Below are 23,696 nucleotides of genomic sequence, written 5' to 3' on the forward strand. Positions count from 1 at the left end.
GAGGGCATCATCATGAAATATCTCGCCACGCTGGCTACTGCCGCCGTCCTGCTGCTGAGCGGCTGCGCCACCACCATCAGCAGCAATGTGACCGCGTTCAACGACTGGAGGGGCGATATCGAGGATAAGTCCTTCGCCTTCGAAGCGCCACAGGGCGCTGACGACACGCTGGAGTACCGCAACTATCAGGTGCTGGTAGCGAACGAGCTGGGCAAGCTGGGCTTCCAGCAGGTGGCCGATGGTCAGCAGCCGAAGTTACTCGTAGGCATGAAATTCTTCACCATCGACCATCCGGTGCGGGTGGTGCAGGAAGATCCGTTCATGGGTCCGTACTGGGGGCCGGGCTACTACGGCCGTTATGGCTGGGGCTATTCGCGCTGGGCATATCGTCCGTTCTACTACGACCCGTTCTTCTATCCTGCCCGGGTGGAGGAGCGCATCAAGCACCAGTACCAGCGTCAGCTGCGCGTGACCATCAACAACGTTTCCGGCCGCAAGCTGTATGACGTCACGGTGCAAAACACCAGTGGCATCCAGGCGACGCCGCACGTGATGCCAGCGCTGGTGCAGAGCGCCTTCGCCGGTTTCCCCGGCGAGAACGGCGTCCCGCGCACGATCGACATCACCATCGAGCCGAAGACCACCACGCTGCAAGCCGCGAACTAAATTCCGGGGTTTTATAGGTGGCGCTTGAGGTAGACGGGCATTAGCCACCAGATGATCAGGATCAGCAGCGCCATCACGCTGGCGACGATCAGGCCGACGGTGGCGCCGAAGACTTCCGATATCACCAGGTCCGTGCCCAGTACCAGGGCGATCGCCAGCGCAAACGCGCCGGCGACAATCTGGCGCGTGGCGATGCGCTTGAAACGCACGCGGTCCTTCAGCGGCCGCATCACGCGGTGCTGGATCGCCGGTGCGCTCAGCAGCACCAGGCTGGTCAGCGCGAAGAAGAAGGTCGCCAGGAACAACAGCTTTTCCATGTGGACGATCTGCGCGAAGCCGGAATTAAATGGCAGTATCACCAGAAACGCCGACAGCATCTGCGCACCTGGCAACAGGATGCGCATCTCGCTCAGCATGTCGGAGAAGTCGCCATCCCCTTCGCGGTCGTTTTCCTCGTCGTAGTCGGGGCGCTCGCTCATGGCACCAGGATCGTCGAGCCGGTGGTTTTGCGCGCTTCCAGGTCGCGGTGCGCTTGTTGCACGTCGGCCAGGGCGTAGCGTTGGCGGATGTCGATTTTCACCTCGCCGCTGCTGACCACGCCGAACAGCGACTTGGCCATCGCTTCCAGATCCTCGCGCCTGGCGGTGTATGACATCAGCGTCGGCCGCGTGATGAATAGCGAGCCGCGGCTGGCCAGTTCCGTCAGGCTGAACGGCGGCACCGGGCCGGAGGCGTTGCCGAAGCTGACCATCGTGCCCAGCGGCTGCAAACAGTCCAGCGAGCCGATGAAGGTGTCCTTGCCGATCGAGTCGTACACGGCCGAGACGCCCTTGCCGTCAGTCAGTTCTTTCACCCGTTCGGTGAAGTTTTCCCGGTTGTAGTTGATGACGTGGCTGGCGCCGTTTTCAATCGCCAGCGCCGCCTTCTCTTCCGAGCCGACCGTGCCGATCAGGTTGATGCCCATCACCCGCGCCCACTGGCAGGCGATCAGGCCAACACCGCCGGCCGCCGCGTGGAACAGGATGGTGTCGCCGGCCTTCAGCGGCACCGTGCGGTGGAACAGGTATTGCACCGTCAGCCCTTGCAGCATCATGGCGGCGGCAGTGTCGAATTCGATCTGCTTGGGCAGCACCAGCAGTTGCGAGGCAGGGATGTTGCGCGCCTCGGCATATGCGCCCAGCGGCCGGCCGCCGTAGGCGACGCGGTCGCCCACCTGCAGGTCGGTGACGCCCTCACCCAGCTCTTCCACCACGCCCGCGCCCTCCACGCCCAGCGCCCCCGGCAGCGGCTGCTGGTACAGGCCGGTGCGGTGGTAAACGTCGATGTAGTTCAGGCCGATGGCTTCATGGCGCATGCGCACTTCGCCGGGGCCAGGCGGCGGCAAGTCGACGTCCACCAGTTCCATCACCTCGGGACCGCCGACGCGGTTGATGCGGATCGCCTTGACCATTTCCTTCCTCCAATAATTATTGAGCGATGCGTTGCTGCAGCTGAGACAGTACCAGATGTGCGGATGAGACGTTGGTGGCGCACGGCGTATTGTGCACGTCGCAGGCGCGCACCAGGGCGTTGATGTCCGGTTCGTGCGGCTGCGGCGTCATCGGGTCGCGCAGGAAGATCACGCAGTCGATCTGCCCTTCCACCAGCAGCGAGCCGATCTGCAAATCGCCGCCGAACGGACCGGAATGCTTGCGGTCGACTTCCAGGCCGACTTCGTTTTGCAGGCGGCCGCCGGTAGTGCCGGTGGCAACCAGCGCGCAGGTCGACAGGAAGGCCTTGTATTCGCTGGCCAGCGTGATCATGTCGTCTTTTTTCTTGTCGTGCGCAATCAGCGCGATGCGGAACTTCATTCTGGATCCCTTTTATTTTTTAGACAGCAGATAGATCCCGGCCAACACGAGGGCGGTGCCGCCCAGCTGCCAGGAGGTAACAGGCTCGCCCAGCAGCAGCGCGCCCAGGAACAGCGTTGAGACGGGACCGATCATACCAGCCTGCGAGGCGGTGCCAGCACCGATCCGTTCGACCGCGATCATGGTCATGAACACCGGCGCCACCGTGCACAGGATGCCGTTGACCAGCGACAGGCCGTACACCGGCAGCGGTTGCAGCAGCCCGGATGCCGGGCGCAGCAGGAAGAACTGGCCGACGCAGGCGACGGTCGACACGCACATCGCATACGACACCAGCCGCAGCGATCCCAGCCGCTTGACCATCTCGCCGGACAGCAGCAGGTAGGCGGCGTAAGCGGCAGCCGAGCCGGTAACCAGGCCCGCGCCCAGTGCGACATTGCCGCCGCCTTGCAGGTCGTGCAGGAACACGAGCACGATGCCGAGATAGGAAATCAGCAGCGCCATCCATTGCTTGCGGTTGATGCGGTGCTTCAGCACGGTGGAGCTGATCAGCAGCACGAAGGTGGGCGTCAGGAACAGGATCAGACGTTCGAGGCCGACCGAGATGTATTGCAGGCCGAGGAAGTCGAGGAAGCTGGATAGGTAGTAGCCGACCAGGCCAAGGCCAACGATGCGCCAGCGGTCGCCAGCCGAGAGCGGCGCAGCGTTGCGCGATTTCCAGATGGCGACAGCGGCAAATACCGGCAGCGAGAACAGCATGCGAAACGCGATCAGCGTCACCGCATCAATCTGATAGCGGTACAGCAGCTTGGCGACAATCGCCTTGGTGGAAAACAGCACCGCGCCACCAACAGCGATGCCCAACCCGCCCAAATAGGCAGCCCGCGCCGAAGCGCCATGTGTGATGCTTTTATCCATAAGCAAATTGTAGCGGCTATCGCCGCCAACCGCTTAGCGCCTCTTTTTCTTCGCCCACGTGAGCCGCATCAAACCGATTGGTGATAGGCTGTGTGAGCATTCTTCGATGGACCTCACAATAAAAAAATACATGCGAGCGGATCATTCCGTGCCTTTTCAGCAGTGGTACGTTCGCTTGGACAAACGAGCAATGGCGAAAGTTTCAACCGCGATATTTCGTCTCCAAAAGGGGAATCTCTCGCGAGTTAAATGGTTCGCTGGTATAGGAGAATACGTTATCGACTGGGGGCCTGGTTATCGCATTTATTTGGCCCGCGACGGCGACACAGTGATTTTATTATTTGGTGGCGGGACCAAGCAACGCCAGCAAATCGACATTACTCGAGCCAAGAGCATGCACGAGGAATTCAAATTGCGTAAAAAGACAAACGACGGAGGGGAATTATGGAGCTGACCGTTGACTTTGAAGCCGAACTTATTGAACAGATCCGGAATGATCAAACATTTACAAACATTCTGCTTGATGAGCTAGATGAATTAATATCAGAAGGTGAACGTGAACCAGCCCAGGGCATGCTGAGGGTACTAATCACCGCCACTGTTGGATTTGATACCCTAGCAAAATCATTAGCCACGTCTAGTCTATCCTTGCAATATATGCTTTCGCAGAAAATCTCCCCTGATACCGCCAGTTTGAAGGTTATGACAAAAGCGCTCAAACTGGCGTTACGTGTAGCTGCTAGCTGATAGTTACCGCAGGAGTCCCCGCTGTCACCGTCGCGGTCGTCGTGCGGGCGATCAAGGTTGCGGGGGCGGCGGTGCCGACCAGTTTGTTGGCCTGCTTGAACTGCGCGGTCAGTTTGCCGGGCGTGAGCGTCACCAGCGTGTAGCCCTGCGCATCGGTGTTCAAATGCTTGAGCCACGGGTTGTTGCCCAGCGCCGCCAACTGCTGCGCCAACGCCAGCAGGCTGGTGCTGAAGTCGGCATTCGATTGCAGGCCGGCCAGCACGGCACCTACCGTCGCTTCCAGCTGCGCTTCCGGCACGCCCTTCGCCGCCAGCGCGCCACGCAACTGCACGCGCGTCTGCTCGGCCAGCGCGGCCACCGTTGGCGATGCCTTGCCCATCGTGTAGTCAAGCAGATTGAAGCTGAGGTTGACCGTGCCGATACCTGGCACCGGCACCACCAGCGGGTAGGACACCAGCGTACCGATATCGCCCAGCGATGCCGCCGCATCACGCAGGTAGCTGAAGAACGAGTCGGAGCTGATGCCGGCTGATACCAGGTCCACCATCACCGGTGTGCCGCCGCCCGTCGCGTCGAAATCATCGCTGACCGTGCCGGCGAAGAAGGCGTGAATGTCGCCGGTAAGCGCCACCACGTTCTTGACGCTATTGCTCTTCAGGTGCGCCATCAGCGCCTTGCGCTCGCTGTTGTAGCCATCCCACTGGTCGCAGTTGAGCAGGAATTTGGTGAAGAACGAGGCCAGCGCATCCTTCTTGCCCGAAGCCGCGACGAACACGGAATTGGCTTTATTCTGCTGCACCTCGGGCTTGATGTAGCCAAAGGCGATGGTCTGCCCGGCCACGGCGGCCAGCGCGGCGCCAGTCTGGCCAGCGCTCGAAGCCGCCACGACCTTGGCGAACGTACCGACCGCAATCGACGCCTGCGCGGCAGTCAGGCCAGCCTTGATGCCGGCAGCAGCCTGCGCATCTACCGGGCCGCCGGTGGCGGCCGAGGTGGCGATGGCGGTAGCGCCAGCTTGCGCAACAGCCGCCGCAGCGCCAGCCGTTACCGCCGCCACGATCGCGCCAGCCACGGCAAAATTACCGCCCGCCGAAGCCGCCGTGGTGCCGACCGAGGTGGCCAGCGACGATACGGCGTTCAACGCCAGCAGCGTGGCGACAGCGTCTACGCCGTTCATCCCCATGCGCAGCAGCGATACTTCATTGCCCCACAATTTCCAGGTCGAGGTGGCGGACTTCATCTTGTCCATCCACCACTGGCGCTGCGTGTTGCCGAGGATGGTGGCGGTGGTCAGCGGATCGAGGCCGATGGTCTTGGCGCCAGCCATCTTCTGCGCTTCCACGCTGTTGAACAGATCCTGCGGCACCAGGTAGCGCGAGCCGATGCGGCCCAGCGGCTTGCCGGTGGCGGGATTCACCGACGATTCCGGAATCACGTGATCCGAGCGGTACAGGCGCTCATCGGTCATCACCAGCTGCATCAGCTTACCGAACTGGAAGTCGCGGTAGATCTTGATGTTCTGGAAGGTGGTGTTGGCCGCGTCCAGCGTGACGTCGGCCGGCATGAACTCGAACCACGCCTGGTTGGCATTGCGGCGGCGCGACGACTGATGCAGGTCCGAGCCGTCGGCGTTGAAGGAGTTATCGTAGGTCTGCGCATCCTGCCACGCATCGTCGGTGAACTCGTGGTCGTCCCACACGGCGATGAAGGCGAAGCGCTCGTGCAGCGCTTGCAGGCGCGTGTCGGTGCGGTATTTCTTGTACAGGTAGCGGTAGTCGTTCAGCGAGTTGGCATACTTGGCGCCAGCATTGCCGCTCTTGAACACGCCGTCCGGCAGCACCAGCGCGTCGTGGCGGCTTTCGACGGCGCCCAGCTGGAAGTCCTCGCCCACGGTTTCGTAGATGTAGTCGCCCAGGTGGACGATGAAGTCCAGCTGCTCGGCGGCGATCGAGGTCATCGCGCCCCAGTGGTTGACGCTCCAGTCCTGGCAGGTCATGTAGACGAATTGCAGCTGCGCGACGTCGGCATCTGCCGCCGGCGCGGTCTTGAAGCGGCCCACGTTGGAACGGTTATCGCCGGCGATGAACTGGTAATAGTAGGTGGTGCCCGCCGTCAGGCCGGTCAGCTTGTGGCGGATGGTGTTGTCGTATTGCGTCTGCAATGACAGGCGCACATCGGCTACGGTGGCGCCGTTGAGCGCCGTGCTGCTGCCCAGCGCCGAAGCATTGTCGACAGCGGTGACGATCAGGCGGATTGCCGTGTCGGTGCCGGCCGCCACGGCGGCGACGTTGTCGAACGATGCCGGCACGGCGCGCGTCCACAGCAGGATGCTGTCGGCGCGCGGGTCGCCCGAGGCCACGCTTTGCGGGAATTTCCACGCGCCGCTGGCCAGTGCCAGGCCGCTGTCCGCCGGGCCATCGCTGCCGCCGCAGGCCGTCAGCGCGGTGCCCGCCGCTGCCGAAACCGTGATAAAGCTGCCGAATTTGAGAAACTGCCGTCTGTCCATGTTCGCTCCCGCCGATGTAATAATGTCAAAAAAGTAAACACTAACAGCGGCATGTGACAGCTTCTCTACAAAAAGTGGAGGTTGGCCTCTAGCCGTGGCCCGGGGAGGCGACGGCGGTTTTTGACTAGCCTCTTATGCTAGAATACCGCCCTCACCGCATTCTCCAACGAAATACCGCCGAAGGAAGACCGAACATGGCTGGACACAGCAAATGGGCCAACATCAAGCATAAAAAGGCAGCAACTGACGCGAAACGCGGCAAGATCTGGACTCGCCTGATCAAGGAAATCACCGTTGCTGCGCGCATGGGCGGCGGCGACGCGGCGACCAACCCGCGCCTGCGCCTGGCCATCGACAAGGCAGCCGACGCCAATATGCCGAAGGATAACGTGCAACGCGCGATCACCCGCGGCACCGGCGGCGAAGATGGCGCGTCATACGAAGAGGTCCGCTACGAAGGCTACGGCATCGGCGGCGCGGCGGTCATCGTCGACTGCATGACCGACAACCGCGTACGCACCGTGGCCGAAGTCCGCAACGCCTTCAACAAGAACGGCGGCAACATGGGCACCGAGGGTTCGGTGGCCTTCATGTTCAAGCACGTTGGCCAGTTCCTGTTCGCGCCGGGCACCAATGAGGACGCGCTGATGGAAGCCGCGCTGGAAGCCGGCGCCGAAGACGTGCTGACCGATGAAGAAGGCGGCATCGAAGTGTTGTGCGGCCCGCACGATTTCGCTGGCGTCAAGGATGCGCTGGAAGCCAAGGGCTTCAAGGCCGAAGTGGCCGAGATCATCATGAAGCCTGACGCTGTCACCGGCGTCACCGGCGACAACGCGATCAAGATGCAAAAGCTGCTGGATGCGCTGGAAGCCCTGGACGATGTGCAGGAAGTGTATTCCAACGTAGAGATCGAAGACTGAGCGAAGACTGAGGACTTATGAAAATTTTGGTAGTCGGCTCCGGCGGCCGTGAACATGCGCTGGCCTGGAAACTGGCGCAGTCCGAGCGCATCCAGATGGTGTACGTGGCCCCAGGTAATGGCGGCACCGCGCGCGACGCGCGCCTGGTCAACGTCAATATCACCGACCTGCACGAGCTGGCCAACTTCGTCGAGAGCGAAGGCATCAGCCTGACCGTGGTGGGTCCGGAGACGCCGCTGGCCGGCGGCATCGTCAACCTGTTCCGCGCACGCGGCCTGAAAGTCTTCGGCCCGAGCAAGGAAGCGGCGCAGCTGGAGTCGTCGAAAGACTTCGCCAAGGCCTTCATGCAGCGCCACGGCATTCCGACCGCCAAATACCAGACCTTCTCGGACGTGGCGCAAGCGCACGCCTACATCGATGCCAACGGCGCGCCGATCGTCATCAAGGCCGACGGCCTGGCCGCCGGCAAAGGCGTGGTGGTGGCGATGTCGCTGGAAGAAGCGCATCGCGCAGTGGACGACATGCTGGCCGATAACCGCTTCGGCGACGCCGGCGCACGCATCGTCATCGAAGAATTCCTGGCCGGCGAAGAAGCCAGCTTCATCGTCATGTGCGACGGCAAAAACATCCTGCCGCTGGCCACCAGCCAGGATCACAAGCGCCTGAAGGACAACGACGAAGGCCCGAACACCGGCGGCATGGGCGCCTACTCGCCTGCACCTATCGTCACGCCGGCCATGCACGCCCGCGTGATGCGCGAGATCATCAACCCGACCGTCGCCGGCATGGCCAAGGACGGCATCGTCTTCACCGGCTTCCTGTACGCCGGCCTGATGATCGACGCTGCCGGCAACCCGCGCACGCTGGAATTCAACTGCCGCATGGGCGATCCGGAAACCCAGCCTATCATGTCGCGCCTGAAGACCGACCTGGTGACGGTGATGGAACACGCCGTCAACGGCACGTTGGACCAGATCGAGCTGGAATGGGACCGCCGCACCGCCGTTGGCGTGGTGCTGGCCGCCGCCGGCTATCCGGACGCGCCGCTGAAAGGCGCCGTCATCGACGGCATCCCGGCTGAGACGCCGGAATCGGTGAGCTTCCACGCCGGCACCGCCGATGTGGACGGCCGGCTGCAAGTCACCGGTGGCCGCGTCCTATGCGTGGTCGGCCTGGGCGACAGCATCAAGCTGGCGCAGAAACAGGCTTATGAAGTGGTCGACCAGATCAGCTTTGAAGGCATGCAGTGCCGCCGCGACATCGGCTGGCGTGGACTGAAGCACTAAGATGTCCAGCGCCCCCCATCCTTCGGCAGTCAAAGCCTGGCTGCTTGACCTGCAAGCCCGCATCGTGCAGGGACTGGAAGCCGTCGACGGCACGCCATTCCTGCGCGATGAATGGCAACGCGCCGAAGGTGGCGGCGGCATTTCGCGCCTGGTGGAAGAAGGCAATGTGATCGAGCGCGGTGGCGTCAACTTCTCGCACGTGATGGGCGCCAGGCTGCCGCCGTCGGCGTCGGCACACCGCCCGGACCTGGGCGGCCAGCCATGGGAAGCGATGGGTGTGTCGCTGGTGATCCATCCGCGCAATCCGTATGCGCCGACGGTGCACATGAACGTGCGCTTCTTCAGCACCACCAATGCAGCCGGCGAGCCGGTCTGGTGGTTCGGCGGCGGCATGGACCTGACGCCGTACTACGGCAACCAGCAAGACGTGAAGCACTTCCACCAGACCTGCCATGACGCCCTCGCCCCGTTCGGCGACGAGCTGCATGCGAAGTTTAAAAAGTGGTGCGACGAATACTTTTACCTGAAACACCGCCAGGAGGCGCGCGGCGTCGGCGGCATCTTCTTTGATGACTACAACACCGCTGGTTTCGAGCAAAGCTACGCCATGGCGCAAAGCGTCGGCGATGCCTTCCTCAAGGCCTACCTGCCGATACTGGACGCGCGCAAGGACACGCCATACGGCGAGCGCGAACGCGACTTCCAGGCTTACCGGCGCGGCCGCTATGTCGAATTCAATCTGGTATTCGACCGTGGCACGCTGTTTGGCCTGCAATCGGGCGGCCGCACCGAAGCGATCCTGATGTCGATGCCGCCGATCGTCAAATGGCGCTATCGCTGGGAACCTGAAGCCGGTTCGCCGGAAGCGGCGCTGTACACCGACTTCCTGCCGCATCGCGACTGGCTCGCCGCATAAGGATGGCCTTCTGATGGTCTACCGAACCGCACTGCTGGGAGGCAGCTACGATCCGGTGCATCGAGGTCATGTCGCGTTGGGCGAATATTTCGCCAATCTGCTGCAAGTCGACCAGTTGCGCGTGATCCCCACCGGGCTGCCGTGGCAGAAAGCCTCGCTGAAAGCGTCGGCGCAACAGCGCGCCGACATGGTGGCGCTGGCGTTTGCCGGCCGCCCGTTCAGCGTCGCGGTCGACATGCAGGAGATTGCGCGTGGCGCCCAGGGGCTGCCGACGTATTCCATCGATACGCTGCGCCAGATCCGCGCCGAACTGGGACCTCAGGCCTCCATCAGCTTTTTGATGGGCGCCGACCAGCTGCAGCGGCTCGACACCTGGCACGAATGGCAAGCGCTGTTCAGCTACGCGCATTTCTGCGTGGCCGCCCGCCCAGGCTATGACATTGCCACCGCCGGCCTGCCGCCGGTAGTGGCCGAGGCGTTTTCCAGCCGACTGGGAACGCCTGAACAAATCCGTAACACGCCGCATGGTCTGACGTATCTGGCACAGGACTTCGCGGTGGATATCTCTGCCACCCGGATACGTGCGGCATTACAACGGGGGGAGAAGGCGGACTCGCTTATCCCGCCGCTAGTGCTAGACTATATTGAACAACACAATTTATATAAAAGCTAATGGACATCAAAAAACTGCAAACCCTGGTCGTTGACGCCCTCGAAGACGTCAAGGCCCAAGACATCGTCCTGTTCGACACGACCCACCTCACCAGCCTGTTCGACCGCATCGCGATCGCTTCCGGCACCTCCAACCGTCAGACCAAGGCGCTGGCCGCCTCGGTGCGCGACAAGGTCAAGGCTGCCGGCGGCGACGTCTACGGCATGGAAGGCGAGGACACCGGTGAATGGGTGCTGGTCGACCTGGGCGACATGATCGTCCACATCATGCAGGCGCCGATCCGCGCCTACTACCGCCTGGAAGAAATCTGGGGCGACAAGCCGGTGAAACTGGGCGCCGCCAAGCGCAAGGGCACCAAGGAAGCCGAAGAAGCCGAACCGAAAAAGATCAGCAGCCACCTGGCCGCCGGCAAGAAAGCCGCTGCTGCCGAAGCTGTGGTCGAGAAGAAGCCAGCCGCGCGCAAGCCGGCCGCCGCCAAGACCACTGCTACCGCCGCGACCAAGAAAACCGCCGCCAAGCCAGCCGCTATCCCGGCCGGCAAGAAGATCAAGGTTGGCGCACCGAAGGCCACCGTCGCCGCTGTGAAAGCACTGAAGGCAGCGCCGAAGCCACGCTCAACCAAGCCTAAGGCGGAAGAAGCACCGGCCAAGACGGTCATCAAGCGCATCAAGAAGACCGAAGAGTAATCCGGGATGCAGCTGATCATCGCTGCGGTCGGGCACAAGATGCCGGCCTGGATCGAAACCGGCTACGCCGAGTACGTGAAGCGCATGCCGCCGGAACTGAAGATCGTGCTGAAGGAAATCAAGCCGGTCGAGCGCTCCGGCAGCAAGACTGCCGCCACTGCGATGGCGCTGGAACGCGAGCGCATCGAGGCGGCGCTGCCGAAATCGGTGCGCATCATCGCGCTGGATGAACGCGGCAAGGACCTGACTTCGGTGGGTCTGTCGCAGCAGCTGGAAGCCTGGCAGCAGGACGGCCGCGACACCGCCTTCCTGATCGGCGGCGCCGACGGCCTCGATCCGGCGCTGAAGGCACGTGCCGAAGGGCTGATCCGCATCTCCAGCATGACGCTGCCGCATGGCATGGTGCGGGTGATGCTGGCCGAGCAGCTGTACCGCGCCTGGACCATCACGCAGAACCACCCTTATCACCGCGTATAACAATATGAAGCCGGTTGAAAAGAAGATTTACCTTGCATCGAAAAGTCCGCGCCGGCGTGAGCTGCTGCGCCAGGTCGGCATCGACTTCGAACTGCTGCTGCTGCGCAGCGACGGCCCGCGCGGCCCGGATGTGACCGAAGAAGTGCTGCCCGGCGAAGCGCCGCTTGACTACGTCGCCCGCGTGGCCAAGGAAAAAGCCGTTTGTGCGGCTGAGCTGGTGGTCAAGCGCCGCATGGCGCCGCGCCCGGTGCTGTCGGCCGACACCACCGTCACCATCGACGGCGCCATCCTCGGCAAGCCGGCCAACGCCGCCGAAGCCACCGCCATGCTGCAACAGCTGTCGGGCCGCACGCACCAGGTGCTGACCGCGATCGCGGTGCAAACCGCCAGCTTCTCGGCGCAGATCACGCAAGTGTCTGAAGTCCGCTTCGGCGTGCTGTCGCCAGCCGCCATCGCCGCCTATTGCGCCTCGTCCGAGCCTTACGACAAGGCCGGCGGCTACGGCATCCAGGGGCCGGCCGCGCAATTCATCGAACATATCTCCGGCAGCCATTCCGGCATCATGGGCCTGCCCATCTACGAAACAGTGCAACTGCTGCGCCAGGCCGGACTGCCACTACCCTGAGTTTCATCACCGCCAGCGGGAGGACACATGCATCACATGGAACGTCGTACCGCGTGGCGCCTGCTGGCCGCACTGGCCGCCACGGCGGCGTTGCCGTCGTCGGCGCAAGTTCCCGCCCCCATCATCCTGCTGATCGAAAGCTACCACGCCGGCTTTGAATGGGATGCCGGCTACAAGACAGCCTTGCAGGCGCGCCTGGAGCCGGCCTGCCGGCTGGTCAGCTTTGAACTCGATACCAAGCGTCTGCCGCCCGAGCGCCACGCCGCGATGGCGGACCAGGCCTGGGCCACCTACCTGAAACTCAAGCCGGCACTGGTGATCCTCGGCGACGACGCCGCGCTCAGCATGCTGGCCGGCCGGCTGGGCGCAACCAGCACGCCGGTGATCTACCTCGGCATCAACAACAACCCACGCGCCTATTACGACCCTGCCAAGGTCAGTAATATCACCGGCGTTCTGGAACGGCCGCTGGTCAAGCGCAACGTGGCGCAGTTGCGCAAGCTGCTGCCGGCGGCAAGGCGGGTGCTGTTCCTGTTCGATACCAGCACCACCTCCACCGTGTTGTTCAGCGAGGTTTTCCAGGGCCATGCGCGGCAGCGTATCGAGGGCCTGGACGTCGACATCAAGCTGATAACCGAATGGCGCGACTGGAAAGCCGAAGTGCTGGGTGCACGCGGCAACGGCTACGACGCCATCTTCCTCGGCACCTACCAGGCAGTGCGCGGCGACGCCACCTTGCCACATTCGGAAACCGGCATGCTGCGCTGGAGTTCGGAGAACACGCCGGTTCCGCTCTTCGGCCTGTGGGACTTTTACGTTGGCGCCGACCGCGTGGCCGGTGGCCTGGTGCTGGACGGCCGCGAACAAGGCATGGCAGCGGCCGACATCGCGCTGCGCATCCTGGGCGGCGCGGCGCCGCGCAACATCTATCCAGTAACCGCGCAGCGCGGCCGCTTCGTCTTCAGCCGCGCGCAATTGCAGCGCCATCGCATCACGCTGCCGGCCGACATTGCCGCTCAGGCGCGCCTGGTTGACTGAGGTTTGCCGCCCCGCAAACGCCCGTGTATGATCGGGGCATGAACGAAGATATCCTGATTAACATCACACCGCAGGAAACCCGCGTCGCCCTGATCATGCAGGGCGCCGTGCAGGAACTGCACATAGAACGCACGCTGACGCGCGGCTTGGCCGGCAATGTCTATTCCGGCAAGGTAGTGCGGGTGCTGCCCGGCATGCAGTCGGCCTTTATCGACATCGGCCTGGAACGGGCGGCCTTCCTGCACGTCGCCGACATCTGGGAGGCGCGCCCGCACGATGGCGGCTCGAATGCCACGCCGACGCCGATCGAAAAGCTGCTGTTTGACGGCCAGGTGCTGACGGTGCAGGTGATCAAGGACCCGATCGGCACCAAGGGCGCACGCCTGTCGACGCAGATCTCGATCGCCGGCCGCATGCTGGTGTATTTGCCGCAGGATGGGCATATCGGAGTATCGCAGAAAATCGAGAAAGAGTCGGAGCGCGAAGCGCTGCGCACGCGTTTGCAAAGCCTGCTGCCGAAGGAAGAAAAAGGCGGCTACATCATCCGCACCCAGGCCGAGGATGCGTCGGATGCCGACATCGCCGGCGACGTCGAATACCTGCGCAAGACCTGGGCCGCGATCACCCACGGCGCGCGCACCCGGCCGGCCACCACGCTGCTGCATCAGGACTTGAGCCTGGCGCAGCGCGTGCTGCGCGACTTCGTGCACGAAGAGACGGCCACCATCCAGGTCGACTCGCGCGAGAATTATGTGAACCTGCAGGAGTTCGGCCAGGCCTACACGCCCGGCGTGCTGCCACGGCTGCACCACTACACCGGCGAGCGGCCGCTGTTCGACCTGTATGGCGTGGAAGAAGAAATCCTGCGCGCGCTGGGCCGGCGCGTCGACCTCAAGTCGGGCGGCTACCTGATCGTCGACCAGACCGAGGCGATGACCACCATCGACGTCAACACCGGCGGCTTTGTCGGCGGGCGAAATTTTGCCGACACCATCTTCAAGACCAATCTGGAAGCGGCGCATGCGATTGCACGCCAGCTGCGGCTGCGCAACCTGGGCGGCATCATCATCCTCGACTTCATCGACATGGAGAACACCGAACACCGCACCGCCGTGCTCGGCGAGTTGAAGAAAGCCCTGTCGCGCGACCGCACCAAGGTATCGGTCAGCAGCTTCTCGGCGCTGGGACTGGTGGAGATGACGCGCAAGCGCACGCGCGAATCGCTGGCGCATATCCTGTGCGAGCCCTGTCCGGCCTGCAACGGCAAGGGCCAGGTCAAAACCTCGCGCACCATCTGCTACGAAATCCTGCGCGAGCTGCTGCGCGAAGCCAAACAATTCAACCCGCGCGAATTCCGCATCCTCGCCTCGCAGGAAGTGGTCGACATGTTCCTGGAAGAAGAATCGCAGCACCTCGCCATGCTGGGCGACTTCATCGGCAAGAAGATTTCGCTACAGGTGGAAACCGCCTACCATCAGGAACAGTACGACGTGATTTTGATGTAGCTTCAATCGCCATCGGGAGCTCTTCAAGCCTAACTTCCTTATCATGGAAATGCATTCGCTTGAGGAGTTCCCGATCGACCAGCAATCGTGTTTCCTGATCGACCAAAAAAGCAAAGTACGTCGTTGCGCCAAGCTCTGTTTGCAACTGCTCGCGCAATTCTTCCAACCGGCGTGGCATCGCCTTTATGTGATCAAGGACCTTTACCTCAACCGCAAACCGCTCTCCGTTGCCGACCACCAGAATATCGGCCTCCGCTCCCATTCCCGGCGGAACACCTTTGTAGGTACTGTAGCCTTTCTTCAATAGCGCCAGCGATACCAGTGAGACCGCAAACTTGTCAGAGATAGTCATGTTTTTCTCCCCTTGGTCAGTCTCGACACAAATATTTTCAGGCCCGACTCGAAATAGTCATTGACCTCTTGACTGCCAACTGGCACTTTGCGCGCCTGCACAAACTTCACTTCTAGAGGGCTGAAGTTAGCACGAATTCCCTGCCTCTGGCGCGCAACCACTTCCGTCGTTCTTACCTGCAAAAAAAAGAAGGGACCATGTTCCTTTCCAAACTCATCCACCAAGTTGACAATGAAATCAAGCAACTGAGCTTTATCTCCCAGGTGCCGCGCAGTAAACCGGATTCTGCCGCCCGCCCTGCGATGCAGCAGCCGGGAAACGACATCCTCACCAAAGCGGCCCACGTAGTTGGAAGTTTGCACGATAGCTGTCCGGGGAGATTGGAACAAACAGTATGTTCAACTTCCGTTATCGCGCCTTTGAGCAAGGTCAACGTAAAAAAGCCCGCCGAGGCGGGCTTGAGTGGTGGTGAAGCGGATCAGTGGAACTGATTCATGGTGTTGTCCTTGCCGCCGGCCTTCAGGGCAGCTTCGCCGCTGAAGTAGTCTTTGTGGTCGTCGCCAATGTCGGAGCCGGACATGTTCTGGTGCTTGACGCAGGCGATGCCCTGGCGGATTTCCTTGCGCTGCACACCCGCCACGTAACCCAGCATGCCCTGGTCGCCGAAGTATTCCTTGGCCAGGTTGTCGGTCGACAGCGCGGCCGTGTGGTAGGTCGGCAGCGTGATCAGGTGATGGAAGATGCCGGCTTCGCGCGCCGCGTCGGCCTGGAAGGTGCGGATCTTTTCATCGGCCAGCTTGGCCAGTTCGGTCTCGTCGTACTCCACGCTCATCAGCTGGCCGCGCTCGTAGGCGGAGACGTCCTTGCCTTCGGCCTTGAAGCCGTCGTACACCTGCTGGCGGAAGTTCAGCGTCCAGTTGAACGATGGGCTGTTGTTATACACCAGCTTGGCATTCGGGATGACCTTGCGGATTTCGCTGACCATGCCGCCAATCTGCGCGATGTGCGGTTTTTCGGTTTCGATCCACAGCAGGTCGGCGCCGTTTTGGAGCGAGGTGATGCAGTCGAGCACGCAACGCGCTTCGCCGGTGCCGGAACGGAACTGGAACAGGTTGCTTGGCAGGCGCTTTGGACGCAGCAGCTTGCCATCGCGCTTGATGATGACGTCGCCATTGCCCAACGCCTCGGCCGACACTTCGTCGCAATCGAGGAAGGCGTTGTACTGGTCACCCAGGTCGCCCGGCTGGCTGGTGACGGCGATCTGCTTGGTCAGGCCGGCGCCCAGCGAGTCGGTGCGGGCGACGATGATGCCGTCGTCCACGCCCAGTTCCAGGAAGGCGTAGCGGATGGCGCGGATCTTGGCCAGGAAGTCTTCGTGCGGCACGGTGACCTTGCCGTCCTGGTGGCCGCATTGCTTTTCATCCGACACCTGATTCTCGATCTGGATGCAGCAAGCGCCCGCTTCGATGAATTGCTTGGCCAGCAAGTAGGTGGCTTCCGCATTGCCGAAACCGGCGTCGATGTCGGCGATGATCGGCACCACGTGGGTGATGTGGTTGTCGATCTTGTCCTGGATGGCGGCCTTGGCGGCGCCTTCAGCCTCGTCCAGCTGGCGGAACAGGCCGCCCAGCTCACGCGCATCGGCCTGGCGCAGGAAGGTGTACAGCTCCTTGATCAGCGCCGAGACGGCAGTTTTTTCGTGCATCGACTGGTCCGGCAGTGGGCCGAATTCGGAACGCAGCGCGGCCACCATCCAGCCGGACAGGTACAGGTAGCGGCGGTCAGTGCTGTTGAAATGCTTCTTAATCGAGATCATCTTCTGCTGGCCAATGAAGCCGTGCCAGCAGCCCAGCGACTGGGTGTACTTGGACGGATCCTTGTCATACGCGGCCATGTCGGCGCGCATGATTTTGGCGGTGTATTTGGCAATGTCCAGGCCGGTCTTGAACTTGTTCTGCGCGCGCATGCGGGCAGCGGACTCGGGATTGATGGCGTTCCAGGCGGAACCTTGTTGCTCTTTCAAAGCGCCAACTGCCTTGATGTCGTCTTGGTATTGGGACATTTTTATCTCCTAAAGAAAAACACGAATAAGCAAAACCGCATGACTAAATAGTAGGACATTCTGATGCGTTGCACCAAGTCTTATATAAGACATATAACTTAAATTTATTCGTTATTTTTCAATAGGATAGAGATCATTTTTCTTGATATGAAACGTCTTTTCAAAAAATGAGAAAAATCATGCGGCAGTCCGTCATGCCGCATATCACAATGTGGAAGGCTTTTTCAGCCTTTGATGCCATTCAGTTTTTCCAGCGCTGTCGGCGGCAGCACCAGCGTGGCGGCGGCAACGTTCTGGCGCAGGTGGGCCAGCGACGAGGTGCCAGGGATCAGCAGGATATTCGGCGAGCGTTGCAATAGCCATGCCAGCGCCACCTGCATCGGCGTCGCCTCCAGACTGGCCGCCACCTCCTCCAGCTGCGACGATTGCAGCGGCGAGAAACCACCTAGCGGGAAGAAAGGCACATAAGCGACGCCGTCGCGCGCGAGTTCATCGATCAGCGCATCGTCATGCCGGTGCGCCAGGTTGTACTGGTTCTGCACGCAGACGATGGGAGCAATCGTGCGCGCCTGCCGCACCTGCTGCGCGGTCGCGTTGCTCAGGCCGATGTGGCGTATCAGGCCCTGCTGTTGCAGCTGCGCCAGCGCAGTAATGTGCGCTTCGATATCGCCTTCCGCCGGGCCCATGACGTCGAACATCAGCCGCATGTTGACCACGTCCAGCACGTCCAGGCCAAGGTTGCGCAGGTTGTCATGCACCGCCTTCTCCAGTTCCGCCGGCGATTGCGCCGGCAGCCAGGAGGCATCGGCGCCGCGCGTGGCGCCAACCTTGGTGACGATGGTGAGGTCGTCCGCATACGGATGCAGCGCCTCCCGGATCAACTGGTTGGTCACGTGCGGGCCGTAGAAGTCGCTGGTATCGATGTGATTGATGCCCAGTGCCGCCAGTTCGCGCAGCACGGCCAACGCCTGTTCACGATCCTTTGGCGGGCCGAAGACGTGCGGGCCGGCCAGTTGCATGGCGCCGTAGCCCATGCGGTTAACAGTCAGGTCGCCGAGTTGGAAGGTGTTCATGGTGTTCTCCTTGTGGTTGATGAACACAGTCTAGGCGCAAGAACACTGTGCGACAATACAGCACAATCACACAGCTTGTGCGGAATTCAGGACAATCAAATATGAACAACCTGCAGGATATCGGCGCCTTCGTGGCAGTGGCGCGGCATGGCGGCTTTCGCGAAGCCGCGCGGCAAAGCGGCAGCAGTCCATCGCAACTCAGCGAGGCGGTGCGGCGGCTGGAGGCGGAGCTCGGCGTGCGCCTGCTGAACCGCACCACCCGCAGCGTAGCAGCCACCGATGCCGGCCAGCGCCTGCTGGAACAACTGGAGCCGGCGCTGGGCGCGGTCGAATCGGCACTGGATGTGGTTAATGGCTTTCGCGATCGCCCGGTGGGACGGCTGCGGCTGAACGTGCCCTTGAGCGCGGCCAAGCTGATCCTTCCGCGCATCCTGCCACCGTTCATGGCGGCCTATCCCGACATTGTGGTCGAGGTGACAGTGGAAGACAGCTTTGTCGACCTGCTACGCTCCGGCTGCGACGCCGGTATCCGCTATGAGGAACGCATGGAGCAGGACATGGTGGCGATCCCGATCGGGCCGAAGCGCCAGCGCTTCGGCCTGGCGGCATCGCCGTCCTATCTGGAACAGCATGGCCGGCCAAAGAAGCCGCAGGACCTGCTGCAACACATCTGTCTGCGCGGCCGTTTCAGCAGCGGCTTCATGCCGGCCTGGGAATTTGAGCACAAGGGCCGCAAGGTGGTGATCGAGCCGAACGGGCCGCTGATCGTCAGCCTTGGCGGCGGCGCCGAGCTCGCGGTCGATGCGGCGCTGGCCGGCAGCGGCCTGGTCTACCTGTTCGAAGACTGGCTGGCGCCGCACTTCGCACGCGGCGACCTGGAGCCGGTGCTGGAGCGCTGGTGGCCCTCATTCAGCGGCCCGTCGCTGTACTATCCGGGCCGCCGCTACCTGCCGGCGCCGCTGCGCGCCTTTGTCGACTTCATCCAGGCCGCACGCTGGTGATTACTGGTTGACCTTGCCCGGCAGCGTCAGCTTGCCGGAGGCGACCTTGAACACATCCACCACGCACAGCAGTGGGCTGTGCACGCTGGCGTTGACGCGCAGCGCCGAGGTCACGCCGTCGAAGCCGGCGGCGTTGACCACGCCGATGTCATCGAACGGCACTTTGACTTCCACCGTTTCGCCCTTGAATACCGGCGTGTAGCCGGGGCTGTCAATCAGCAGCGGCAGGCCGGGCCAGGTGCGCGGCAGCTTGGGCTTGGCGCCTGCTGGAATGTCCACCACTTTCAGTGCGCCGGGCCCGCAGGCCTCGTCCGGTTTCAGCACCACCCAGTGCGAGTGCCACAGGTCGCCGTCGTTGGCCAGGTTGCCATCGCCGTTTTCATCGTACAGCGGCGTATCGTCGAAGTCAGGGTGCGAGGTCACGGCAAACGCCAGGATGCCGGCGCCCTGCTCGAAGCCCACCACCGACGGGTCCATCGTGGTCGGCCAAACATACGAGAACACATTGCTACCGGCCAGCTTGCCGACCTTGGAAGGCTTCGAGGCGCCTGCCTTGCCGGACACCGCCATGTGGAACACCGCCAGATTCCCCTCGGTGGTGATCTTGGTGTGGACGATGTCGAACGGCGCCTTGACCGCTTTGACCGGCGCGCTGGCGATGCCGCCCTTGTGACCGTCGTGGGCGTGCGCCGCCAGGGCGGTGAGGCTGAAAATGACTGCTGCGAGTGCTTTCATGACTATCTCCAATTAAGTAGGATTCCTAAATATATACTGCCGAGACCGCAGAATAGCAGCTTTTCGCAAATAGTCAAGAGTCCTAAATATAAATGCTGCACTGCCGCTAGCACTCTTTCAATGTTGGCTATATATTCAATGAACAATTCACAATAAAGGAGACAGCATGACTTTCAAACGTTCGTTTGCAGTGCTCTGTTTCATCCTGCCCTGCGCACTCGCGCAGGCGGGCAACCATGAATCGGTGTCGGCTCCGGCGCCAGCGGTGGGTGATTCATGGACCTATCAATATACCGATGTGTGGAAAGGCGCCAAGGGCAACATCAACCGGATGGAAGTCGCTTCCATCGATGAAGCCGGCGTGCATGTGGCGATCAAGCGCGCCGCCAGCGGTTCGCTGATCAGCACCCAGCTGTTCAGTCCCGAGATGAATCCGATCGACCGTGGCGGCATGCACTTCGCACCGTCGTTTGCGCGCTACGCTTTCCCGCTCACGCCGGGCAAGGAATGGCATAGCGAGGTAGTCGGTGACAACAGCAAGGCCGGCAAGCAATGGCGTTACCAGATCAAGGGCAAGGTGATGGATTGGGAAAAAGTGCGCGTGCCGGCGGGCGAGTTCGAGGCGCTGAAAATTGTGGTTAACGCCGATTACGGCGCCGCCGACAGCGGCACGCCAGGTGGCCATCTGACCGAAACCGTCTGGTTCGTACCGGCGCTCAATCACTACGTCAAGCTGGAGTACCAGGACAGCGACGCCCAGGGCCGCCTCTACAGCCGCGACAGCTGGGAACTGACCGCCTACACCCACAAGTCAGCACCACCACTGGCAGCCGTCCGCCTTGGCGCCAGCCGCTGATTATTTGGAGATGCGCAGGATGGCCGACGCCAGCTTGGAAAAGCAGGGCGTCAGGTCGGATTGTGTGGCGGCGAAGCAGTACACGCCCACCGGCTTGGCCGCGTTGTAGCAGCGCGCCGGTGCATCCACCGAGTTGGCCATGCACTTCAGCGTGTCCTCGCCCTTCTCGCCATCGTAGCCGGTGGCGGCTTTCAGGCTGGAGCCCAGTCCCAGCGTGAAAATATAAATCCCTTCGTCGCGCGATTTCGACGCCATCGCTTCCACCAGGTTGCGCGCGGCGCGGTTGACGTTCTGGTAGTTCAGCGTGTTGGTCACCACGCGTGGCGAGTTGGTGACAAGGGGGAATTCGCGCTGCAGCGGATCGTTGGCGAACAGGTAGCCGCCTTTGTTGTGAGCGTTGTACCAGTCCGGCAACGACGCCACCTTGCTTGGCAGGTCGGACGGTGTGCAATTGCCGCCAATATCGTCGTATTGTTCGCCCAGCTTGTACAAGCCGGCCGGGGCGCCGGAGCCATCGTCGTCCGTGTAGACCACGCCCGGCGTCTGGCAGGACGTCGCCGGACTTTTCCAGTTCAGATAGGCGCCGATCGAGTTCGGCGTGCCATCCGAGAAAAACACGATCACGCGCAGGTTGGAACGGTTCAGGTTGGCCGTCGGCACGTCATTGATCTCCGAGCGCGCCCAGTACATCCCTTCAGCCGACGCGGTCGCGCCACTGAACTGGTAGGCCTTGATGTGGTTGGTCATGCTGGTGCGGTCAAAACCGCGCGCGGTGCGCTGGATCGGATCGTCAACGATGCCGCCAAAGGCAAAGCGCACCAGGCCCACGCGGTCGCGCGTGACATTGAATTGGTTGAGGAAAGTGATGGCAGAACTGCGCACGTTGGTAGCCGAGCCTGCCAGCGAGCCGGAGGTATCCAGGACCAGTATCATGTCCAGATCCTTGCGCTTGGTTTCAGTCAGCACCGATGGCGACAACACGCCCGACGAGAAACCGCCAAACAGCGCGGTCGGCAACGTGGCCGAGGCGCTGACCGTGATCGTCACCTCGCTGCCGCTGAAGGACACGCCAACATCGTTCAGCGTGGCACTGGACATCATGTAGTTGGCCGGGAAATTAGCGTTGAAGAAACGCCGCGCGGCGGCCTTGGCGTTGGCAGTCTGCTCGGTCTGGTTGTTGCCGTTGCTGATGGCACGCGCGGCGGCCAGGCCGGCGGCGTCGGTGGCGGCGTTCAGCTTGGAACGGACCAGGTAGCTAAGCCCGGCGCTGAAGGCCAGGCCCACCACCGCCAGCAAGGTCACCAGCGATATCACCACCATCACCAGAATGCCGCCATCTTGTTTTCGGTAATTGCGCATGTCAGAACACCGTCATCGAATAGAAGTCGCTCGCCAGCGTCGGCGTGCTGAAGCTGCCAAAGCTGAAGGTCTGGAACAGCATATTGAATTTGTAGTAGGCCTCGACCACATAGATCACCTCGCCATCCAGCAACTGGCCGCTCATCATCGACACCACCGGCGCCGTGCTGCCAGTCGGCACCAGGCAGGTGCCGGCCGTGCCGCTGGCCCAGTTGCTGCATGTCCAGACCTTGCTGAGCGGCGCATAGCCGCTGGCGCGGTAGCCGCGATTGTTGCTGGGATCGTCCCAGCGGTACTGCTCCAGCACGATGCTGCGCGTGGTGCCGCCGCTGGTCGAGCCCATGATGCGGGTGACATAAATCATGCCCAGCTTGTTCATGTCGAGCGGTGGCGCCGACGCTGCTACCTGGCCGATGATGGTCTGGGCGTTTTCCGACAGTTGCAGCTTGCCGCGCGACGACAGGTTGGCGGCCTCACGGCTCAGGTTAACCAGGATCATCTGCGCCTGCAACGCGCGCGCCACATCCACCAGGCCGATCATCAGCACCAGCAGCACCGGCAGCAGCAGCGCGAACTCCACCGCCGCCAGGCCACGGCCACGGCTTCGTCGGCTAGGCAGCGGCCTCATTGCCCGCTCCCGGCATCGTTCTGCATGGTGGCGGCGACGGCGAACTTGTATTCGCCATTGGGGAACACGGCAGCGACGATGGGCGTGGCCAGCTTCCACGTGCAGTCCAGCCGCAGCACGATGATGTCGCCCGGCGCGCCCAGCAGCGTGCTGGCGTTGCCGGACGACGACACCGTGCCGTTGACCGAAAATTTCGGGCATACCGAATCCAGGTAGCCGGCGGAATTGGTGCGGATGACATTCATCACCGAGGTCAGTTGCGAGCTGTTGGGATCGGTGCGGCCGGTGATGGCGTAGCGCGCGCCTTCGCGCACCGCATACTGCATGGTCAATGTGGTGAAAAACACCAGGCTGAATTCGATCACGCCAATCAGCAGCAGAAACGCCACCGGGGCGATGATGGCCATCTCGACGACGGCCGAGCCGCGCTGGCGGCGCAGGAAGGCGGGCACTCTCATGGTGTTGCGTCCGTGGTACGGTGAAGTTGCGAAAACAGGCGGAAGCGCAGATGGCGCGGCGCTGTTGACTGGCTGGCCGGCAGAGGGAGTGCCGGTCGCAGCGCCACAGGAATGAGGTGACGATAATACATTGTAGTCCGATTCATTCTCTTTCGCCTGGTTATTTAATGTTCTGAAAAAGCATCAAAAACGCGGCGCCTGCTGGCGTGCTTCGACGTCGCAGGCGTGAATCATGGTTGCAGCGTATCACGCTCCGGCTAGACATTGCAGCAATGACTGCGTAGACTCGATTGCGTTAGCAACAACTATCGAATCGCAATTTCGTTTAGTTTTATTGCATGCCGAAAGCCGCCGGCACG

Annotated in this window: 27 protein-coding genes; 14 read left to right on the plus strand and 13 right to left on the minus strand. The window is 62.1% G+C overall.

Going from position 1 to position 23,696, the window contains the following annotated elements; all coding sequences use genetic code 11:
* Positions 1-12: 12 nt before the first annotated feature.
* Positions 13-666: a DUF4136 domain-containing protein gene (locus BLS51_RS09160; protein WP_090181354.1), complete on the plus strand. Its 654-nt coding sequence runs from the start codon at positions 13-15 to the stop codon at positions 664-666.
* Positions 667-677: 11 nt separating this feature from the next.
* Here BLS51_RS09160 and BLS51_RS09165 read toward each other — a convergent pair whose 3' ends face one another.
* Genes BLS51_RS09165 through BLS51_RS09180 form a run of 4 tightly spaced genes read right to left on the minus strand, consistent with a single transcriptional unit; the run spans position 678 to position 3,434 of the window.
* Positions 678-1,145, minus strand: a complete 468-nt coding sequence (locus BLS51_RS09165) for a DUF6328 family protein (protein WP_090181351.1) — start codon at positions 1,143-1,145, stop codon at positions 678-680.
* Complete coding sequence (locus BLS51_RS09170; protein ID WP_090181348.1) at positions 1,142-2,116, minus strand: quinone oxidoreductase family protein; 975 nt, start codon at positions 2,114-2,116, stop codon at positions 1,142-1,144. The genes BLS51_RS09165 and BLS51_RS09170 overlap by 4 nt, the downstream gene beginning before the upstream one ends.
* A 16-nt stretch (positions 2,117-2,132) precedes the next feature.
* Entirely contained in the window at positions 2,133-2,516 is a 384-nt protein-coding gene (locus BLS51_RS09175) for a methylglyoxal synthase (protein WP_090181344.1), read from the minus strand.
* Positions 2,517-2,528: 12 nt separating this feature from the next.
* Complete coding sequence (locus tag BLS51_RS09180; protein ID WP_090181342.1) at positions 2,529-3,434, minus strand: DMT family transporter; 906 nt, start codon at positions 3,432-3,434, stop codon at positions 2,529-2,531.
* A gap of 106 nt (positions 3,435-3,540) precedes the next feature.
* Here BLS51_RS09180 and BLS51_RS09185 point away from each other — a divergent pair, with 106 nt between their 5' ends.
* Together BLS51_RS09185 and BLS51_RS09190 are read left to right on the plus strand one after the other, a co-directional pair.
* Positions 3,541-3,888: a type II toxin-antitoxin system RelE/ParE family toxin gene (locus tag BLS51_RS09185; protein WP_090181340.1), complete on the plus strand. Its 348-nt coding sequence runs from the start codon at positions 3,541-3,543 to the stop codon at positions 3,886-3,888.
* Positions 3,879-4,181: a hypothetical protein gene (locus BLS51_RS09190; protein ID WP_090181339.1), complete on the plus strand. Its 303-nt coding sequence runs from the start codon at positions 3,879-3,881 to the stop codon at positions 4,179-4,181. The genes BLS51_RS09185 and BLS51_RS09190 overlap by 10 nt, the downstream gene beginning before the upstream one ends.
* Here the strand turns inward: BLS51_RS09190 and BLS51_RS09195 are convergent.
* Positions 4,174-6,687 carry an alkaline phosphatase D family protein gene (locus BLS51_RS09195; RefSeq protein ID WP_090181334.1) on the minus strand — a complete coding sequence of 838 codons (2,514 nt, stop codon included), beginning with the start codon at positions 6,685-6,687 and terminating at the stop codon, positions 4,174-4,176. The genes BLS51_RS09190 and BLS51_RS09195 overlap by 8 nt on opposite strands.
* A 194-nt stretch (positions 6,688-6,881) precedes the next feature.
* On the opposite strand from BLS51_RS09195, the gene BLS51_RS09200 reads away from it, so the two are divergent.
* From BLS51_RS09200 to rng, 9 genes are read left to right on the plus strand one after another with little or no spacing between them, the layout of a single operon-like run.
* Positions 6,882-7,607, plus strand: a complete 726-nt coding sequence (locus BLS51_RS09200) for a YebC/PmpR family DNA-binding transcriptional regulator (RefSeq protein ID WP_090181332.1) — start codon at positions 6,882-6,884, stop codon at positions 7,605-7,607.
* A 17-nt stretch (positions 7,608-7,624) separates the two neighbouring features.
* Positions 7,625-8,893 (plus strand): phosphoribosylamine--glycine ligase, encoded by a 1,269-nt coding sequence (gene purD, locus BLS51_RS09205; RefSeq protein ID WP_090181329.1) that lies wholly within the window; start codon positions 7,625-7,627, stop codon positions 8,891-8,893.
* Position 8,894: 1 nt separating this feature from the next.
* Entirely contained in the window at positions 8,895-9,809 is a 915-nt protein-coding gene (gene hemF, locus BLS51_RS09210; protein WP_090181327.1) for an oxygen-dependent coproporphyrinogen oxidase, read from the plus strand.
* 13 nt (positions 9,810-9,822) lie between these two features.
* Complete coding sequence (locus tag BLS51_RS09215) at positions 9,823-10,482, plus strand: nicotinate-nucleotide adenylyltransferase (RefSeq protein WP_090181324.1); 660 nt, start codon at positions 9,823-9,825, stop codon at positions 10,480-10,482.
* Entirely contained in the window at positions 10,482-11,168 is a 687-nt protein-coding gene (rsfS, locus tag BLS51_RS09220) for a ribosome silencing factor (RefSeq protein ID WP_090181323.1), read from the plus strand. The genes BLS51_RS09215 and rsfS overlap by 1 nt, the downstream gene beginning before the upstream one ends.
* 6 nt (positions 11,169-11,174) lie before the next feature.
* A complete protein-coding gene (gene rlmH, locus BLS51_RS09225) occupies positions 11,175-11,645 on the plus strand; it encodes a 23S rRNA (pseudouridine(1915)-N(3))-methyltransferase RlmH (RefSeq protein WP_072789839.1) in 471 nt (156 codons plus the stop codon).
* Positions 11,646-11,649: 4 nt separating this feature from the next.
* A complete protein-coding gene (locus BLS51_RS09230) occupies positions 11,650-12,270 on the plus strand; it encodes a Maf family protein (RefSeq protein WP_090181321.1) in 621 nt (206 codons plus the stop codon).
* A gap of 36 nt (positions 12,271-12,306) precedes the next feature.
* Positions 12,307-13,308 carry an ABC transporter substrate-binding protein gene (locus tag BLS51_RS09235; RefSeq protein ID WP_175472540.1) on the plus strand — a complete coding sequence of 334 codons (1,002 nt, stop codon included), beginning with the start codon at positions 12,307-12,309 and terminating at the stop codon, positions 13,306-13,308.
* Between the two features lie 38 nt (positions 13,309-13,346).
* Positions 13,347-14,813: a ribonuclease G gene (gene rng / locus BLS51_RS09240; RefSeq protein ID WP_090181317.1), complete on the plus strand. Its 1,467-nt coding sequence runs from the start codon at positions 13,347-13,349 to the stop codon at positions 14,811-14,813.
* Here rng and BLS51_RS29265 read toward each other — a convergent pair.
* The 4 genes from BLS51_RS29265 to BLS51_RS09260 form a co-directional block, all read right to left on the minus strand.
* A complete protein-coding gene (locus tag BLS51_RS29265) occupies positions 14,740-15,165 on the minus strand; it encodes a hypothetical protein (RefSeq protein ID WP_139168675.1) in 426 nt (141 codons plus the stop codon). The two genes, rng and BLS51_RS29265, sit on opposite strands and share 74 nt — an antisense overlap.
* Positions 15,162-15,527 carry a hypothetical protein gene (locus tag BLS51_RS09250; protein ID WP_139168676.1) on the minus strand — a complete coding sequence of 122 codons (366 nt, stop codon included), beginning with the start codon at positions 15,525-15,527 and terminating at the stop codon, positions 15,162-15,164. Before BLS51_RS09250 ends, BLS51_RS29265 begins: the two co-directional genes overlap by 4 nt.
* A 116-nt stretch (positions 15,528-15,643) precedes the next feature.
* Complete coding sequence (locus tag BLS51_RS09255; protein WP_090181312.1) at positions 15,644-17,227, minus strand: isocitrate lyase; 1,584 nt, start codon at positions 17,225-17,227, stop codon at positions 15,644-15,646.
* Between the two features lie 224 nt (positions 17,228-17,451).
* Positions 17,452-18,300, minus strand: a complete 849-nt coding sequence (locus BLS51_RS09260) for an aldo/keto reductase family oxidoreductase (protein ID WP_090182208.1) — start codon at positions 18,298-18,300, stop codon at positions 17,452-17,454.
* Positions 18,301-18,401: 101 nt separating this feature from the next.
* On the opposite strand from BLS51_RS09260, the gene BLS51_RS09265 reads away from it, so the two are divergent.
* A complete protein-coding gene (locus BLS51_RS09265; RefSeq protein WP_090181309.1) occupies positions 18,402-19,301 on the plus strand; it encodes a LysR family transcriptional regulator in 900 nt (299 codons plus the stop codon).
* Here BLS51_RS09265 and BLS51_RS09270 read toward each other — a convergent pair whose 3' ends face one another.
* On the minus strand, positions 19,302-20,036 hold the full coding sequence (locus tag BLS51_RS09270; protein WP_090181307.1) for a hypothetical protein: 735 nt from the start codon (positions 20,034-20,036) through the stop codon (positions 19,302-19,304).
* Positions 20,037-20,202: 166 nt separating this feature from the next.
* On the opposite strand from BLS51_RS09270, the gene BLS51_RS09275 reads away from it, so the two are divergent.
* Positions 20,203-20,892 carry a DUF3108 domain-containing protein gene (locus BLS51_RS09275; protein ID WP_090181305.1) on the plus strand — a complete coding sequence of 230 codons (690 nt, stop codon included), beginning with the start codon at positions 20,203-20,205 and terminating at the stop codon, positions 20,890-20,892.
* Here the strand turns inward: BLS51_RS09275 and BLS51_RS09280 are convergent, their stop codons facing one another.
* From BLS51_RS09280 to BLS51_RS09290, 3 genes are read right to left on the minus strand one after another with little or no spacing between them, the layout of a single operon-like run.
* Positions 20,893-22,251, minus strand: a complete 1,359-nt coding sequence (locus BLS51_RS09280; RefSeq protein WP_090181302.1) for a vWA domain-containing protein — start codon at positions 22,249-22,251, stop codon at positions 20,893-20,895. It abuts the gene before it with no gap.
* A 1-nt stretch (position 22,252) separates the two neighbouring features.
* A complete protein-coding gene (locus BLS51_RS09285; protein WP_090181300.1) occupies positions 22,253-22,879 on the minus strand; it encodes a TadE/TadG family type IV pilus assembly protein in 627 nt (208 codons plus the stop codon).
* Positions 22,876-23,337 (minus strand): TadE/TadG family type IV pilus assembly protein, encoded by a 462-nt coding sequence (locus BLS51_RS09290; protein ID WP_229207491.1) that lies wholly within the window; start codon positions 23,335-23,337, stop codon positions 22,876-22,878. Before BLS51_RS09290 ends, BLS51_RS09285 begins: the two co-directional genes overlap by 4 nt.
* Positions 23,338-23,696 lie beyond the last annotated feature (359 nt).

It is taken from the genome of Duganella sp. OV510, from assembly GCF_900100205.1.
Lineage (GTDB): Bacteria > Pseudomonadota > Gammaproteobacteria > Burkholderiales > Burkholderiaceae_D > Rugamonas.

Excerpts from the sequence above, each read along its gene's own strand:
- BLS51_RS09230 (WP_090181321.1), top strand. The coding sequence starts at position 11,650 with ATGAAGCCGGTTGAAAAGAAGATTTACCTTGCATCGAAAAGTCCGCGC.
- BLS51_RS09185 (WP_090181340.1), top strand. The coding sequence starts at position 3,541 with ATGGACCTCACAATAAAAAAATACATGCGAGCGGATCATTCCGTGCCT.
- BLS51_RS09195 (WP_090181334.1), bottom strand. The coding sequence starts at position 6,687 with ATGGACAGACGGCAGTTTCTCAAATTCGGCAGCTTTATCACGGTTTCG.
- BLS51_RS09190 (WP_090181339.1), top strand. The coding sequence starts at position 3,879 with ATGGAGCTGACCGTTGACTTTGAAGCCGAACTTATTGAACAGATCCGG.
- BLS51_RS09275 (WP_090181305.1), top strand. The coding sequence starts at position 20,203 with ATGACTTTCAAACGTTCGTTTGCAGTGCTCTGTTTCATCCTGCCCTGC.
- BLS51_RS09180 (WP_090181342.1), bottom strand. The coding sequence starts at position 3,434 with ATGGATAAAAGCATCACACATGGCGCTTCGGCGCGGGCTGCCTATTTG.
- BLS51_RS09285 (WP_090181300.1), bottom strand. The coding sequence starts at position 22,879 with ATGAGGCCGCTGCCTAGCCGACGAAGCCGTGGCCGTGGCCTGGCGGCG.
- BLS51_RS09200 (WP_090181332.1), top strand. The coding sequence starts at position 6,882 with ATGGCTGGACACAGCAAATGGGCCAACATCAAGCATAAAAAGGCAGCA.
- BLS51_RS29265 (WP_139168675.1), bottom strand. The coding sequence starts at position 15,165 with ATGACTATCTCTGACAAGTTTGCGGTCTCACTGGTATCGCTGGCGCTA.
- BLS51_RS09175 (WP_090181344.1), bottom strand. The coding sequence starts at position 2,516 with ATGAAGTTCCGCATCGCGCTGATTGCGCACGACAAGAAAAAAGACGAC.
- rlmH (WP_072789839.1), top strand. The coding sequence starts at position 11,175 with ATGCAGCTGATCATCGCTGCGGTCGGGCACAAGATGCCGGCCTGGATC.
- purD (WP_090181329.1), top strand. The coding sequence starts at position 7,625 with ATGAAAATTTTGGTAGTCGGCTCCGGCGGCCGTGAACATGCGCTGGCC.
- hemF (WP_090181327.1), top strand. The coding sequence starts at position 8,895 with ATGTCCAGCGCCCCCCATCCTTCGGCAGTCAAAGCCTGGCTGCTTGAC.
- rsfS (WP_090181323.1), top strand. The coding sequence starts at position 10,482 with ATGGACATCAAAAAACTGCAAACCCTGGTCGTTGACGCCCTCGAAGAC.
- BLS51_RS09265 (WP_090181309.1), top strand. The coding sequence starts at position 18,402 with ATGAACAACCTGCAGGATATCGGCGCCTTCGTGGCAGTGGCGCGGCAT.
- BLS51_RS09255 (WP_090181312.1), bottom strand. The coding sequence starts at position 17,227 with ATGTCCCAATACCAAGACGACATCAAGGCAGTTGGCGCTTTGAAAGAG.
- BLS51_RS09290 (WP_229207491.1), bottom strand. The coding sequence starts at position 23,337 with ATGAGAGTGCCCGCCTTCCTGCGCCGCCAGCGCGGCTCGGCCGTCGTC.
- BLS51_RS09160 (WP_090181354.1), top strand. The coding sequence starts at position 13 with ATGAAATATCTCGCCACGCTGGCTACTGCCGCCGTCCTGCTGCTGAGC.
- BLS51_RS09270 (WP_090181307.1), bottom strand. The coding sequence starts at position 20,036 with ATGAAAGCACTCGCAGCAGTCATTTTCAGCCTCACCGCCCTGGCGGCG.
- BLS51_RS09170 (WP_090181348.1), bottom strand. The coding sequence starts at position 2,116 with ATGGTCAAGGCGATCCGCATCAACCGCGTCGGCGGTCCCGAGGTGATG.
- rng (WP_090181317.1), top strand. The coding sequence starts at position 13,347 with ATGAACGAAGATATCCTGATTAACATCACACCGCAGGAAACCCGCGTC.
- BLS51_RS09260 (WP_090182208.1), bottom strand. The coding sequence starts at position 18,300 with ATGAACACCTTCCAACTCGGCGACCTGACTGTTAACCGCATGGGCTAC.
- BLS51_RS09235 (WP_175472540.1), top strand. The coding sequence starts at position 12,307 with ATGGAACGTCGTACCGCGTGGCGCCTGCTGGCCGCACTGGCCGCCACG.
- BLS51_RS09215 (WP_090181324.1), top strand. The coding sequence starts at position 9,823 with ATGGTCTACCGAACCGCACTGCTGGGAGGCAGCTACGATCCGGTGCAT.
- BLS51_RS09165 (WP_090181351.1), bottom strand. The coding sequence starts at position 1,145 with ATGAGCGAGCGCCCCGACTACGACGAGGAAAACGACCGCGAAGGGGAT.
- BLS51_RS09280 (WP_090181302.1), bottom strand. The coding sequence starts at position 22,251 with ATGCGCAATTACCGAAAACAAGATGGCGGCATTCTGGTGATGGTGGTG.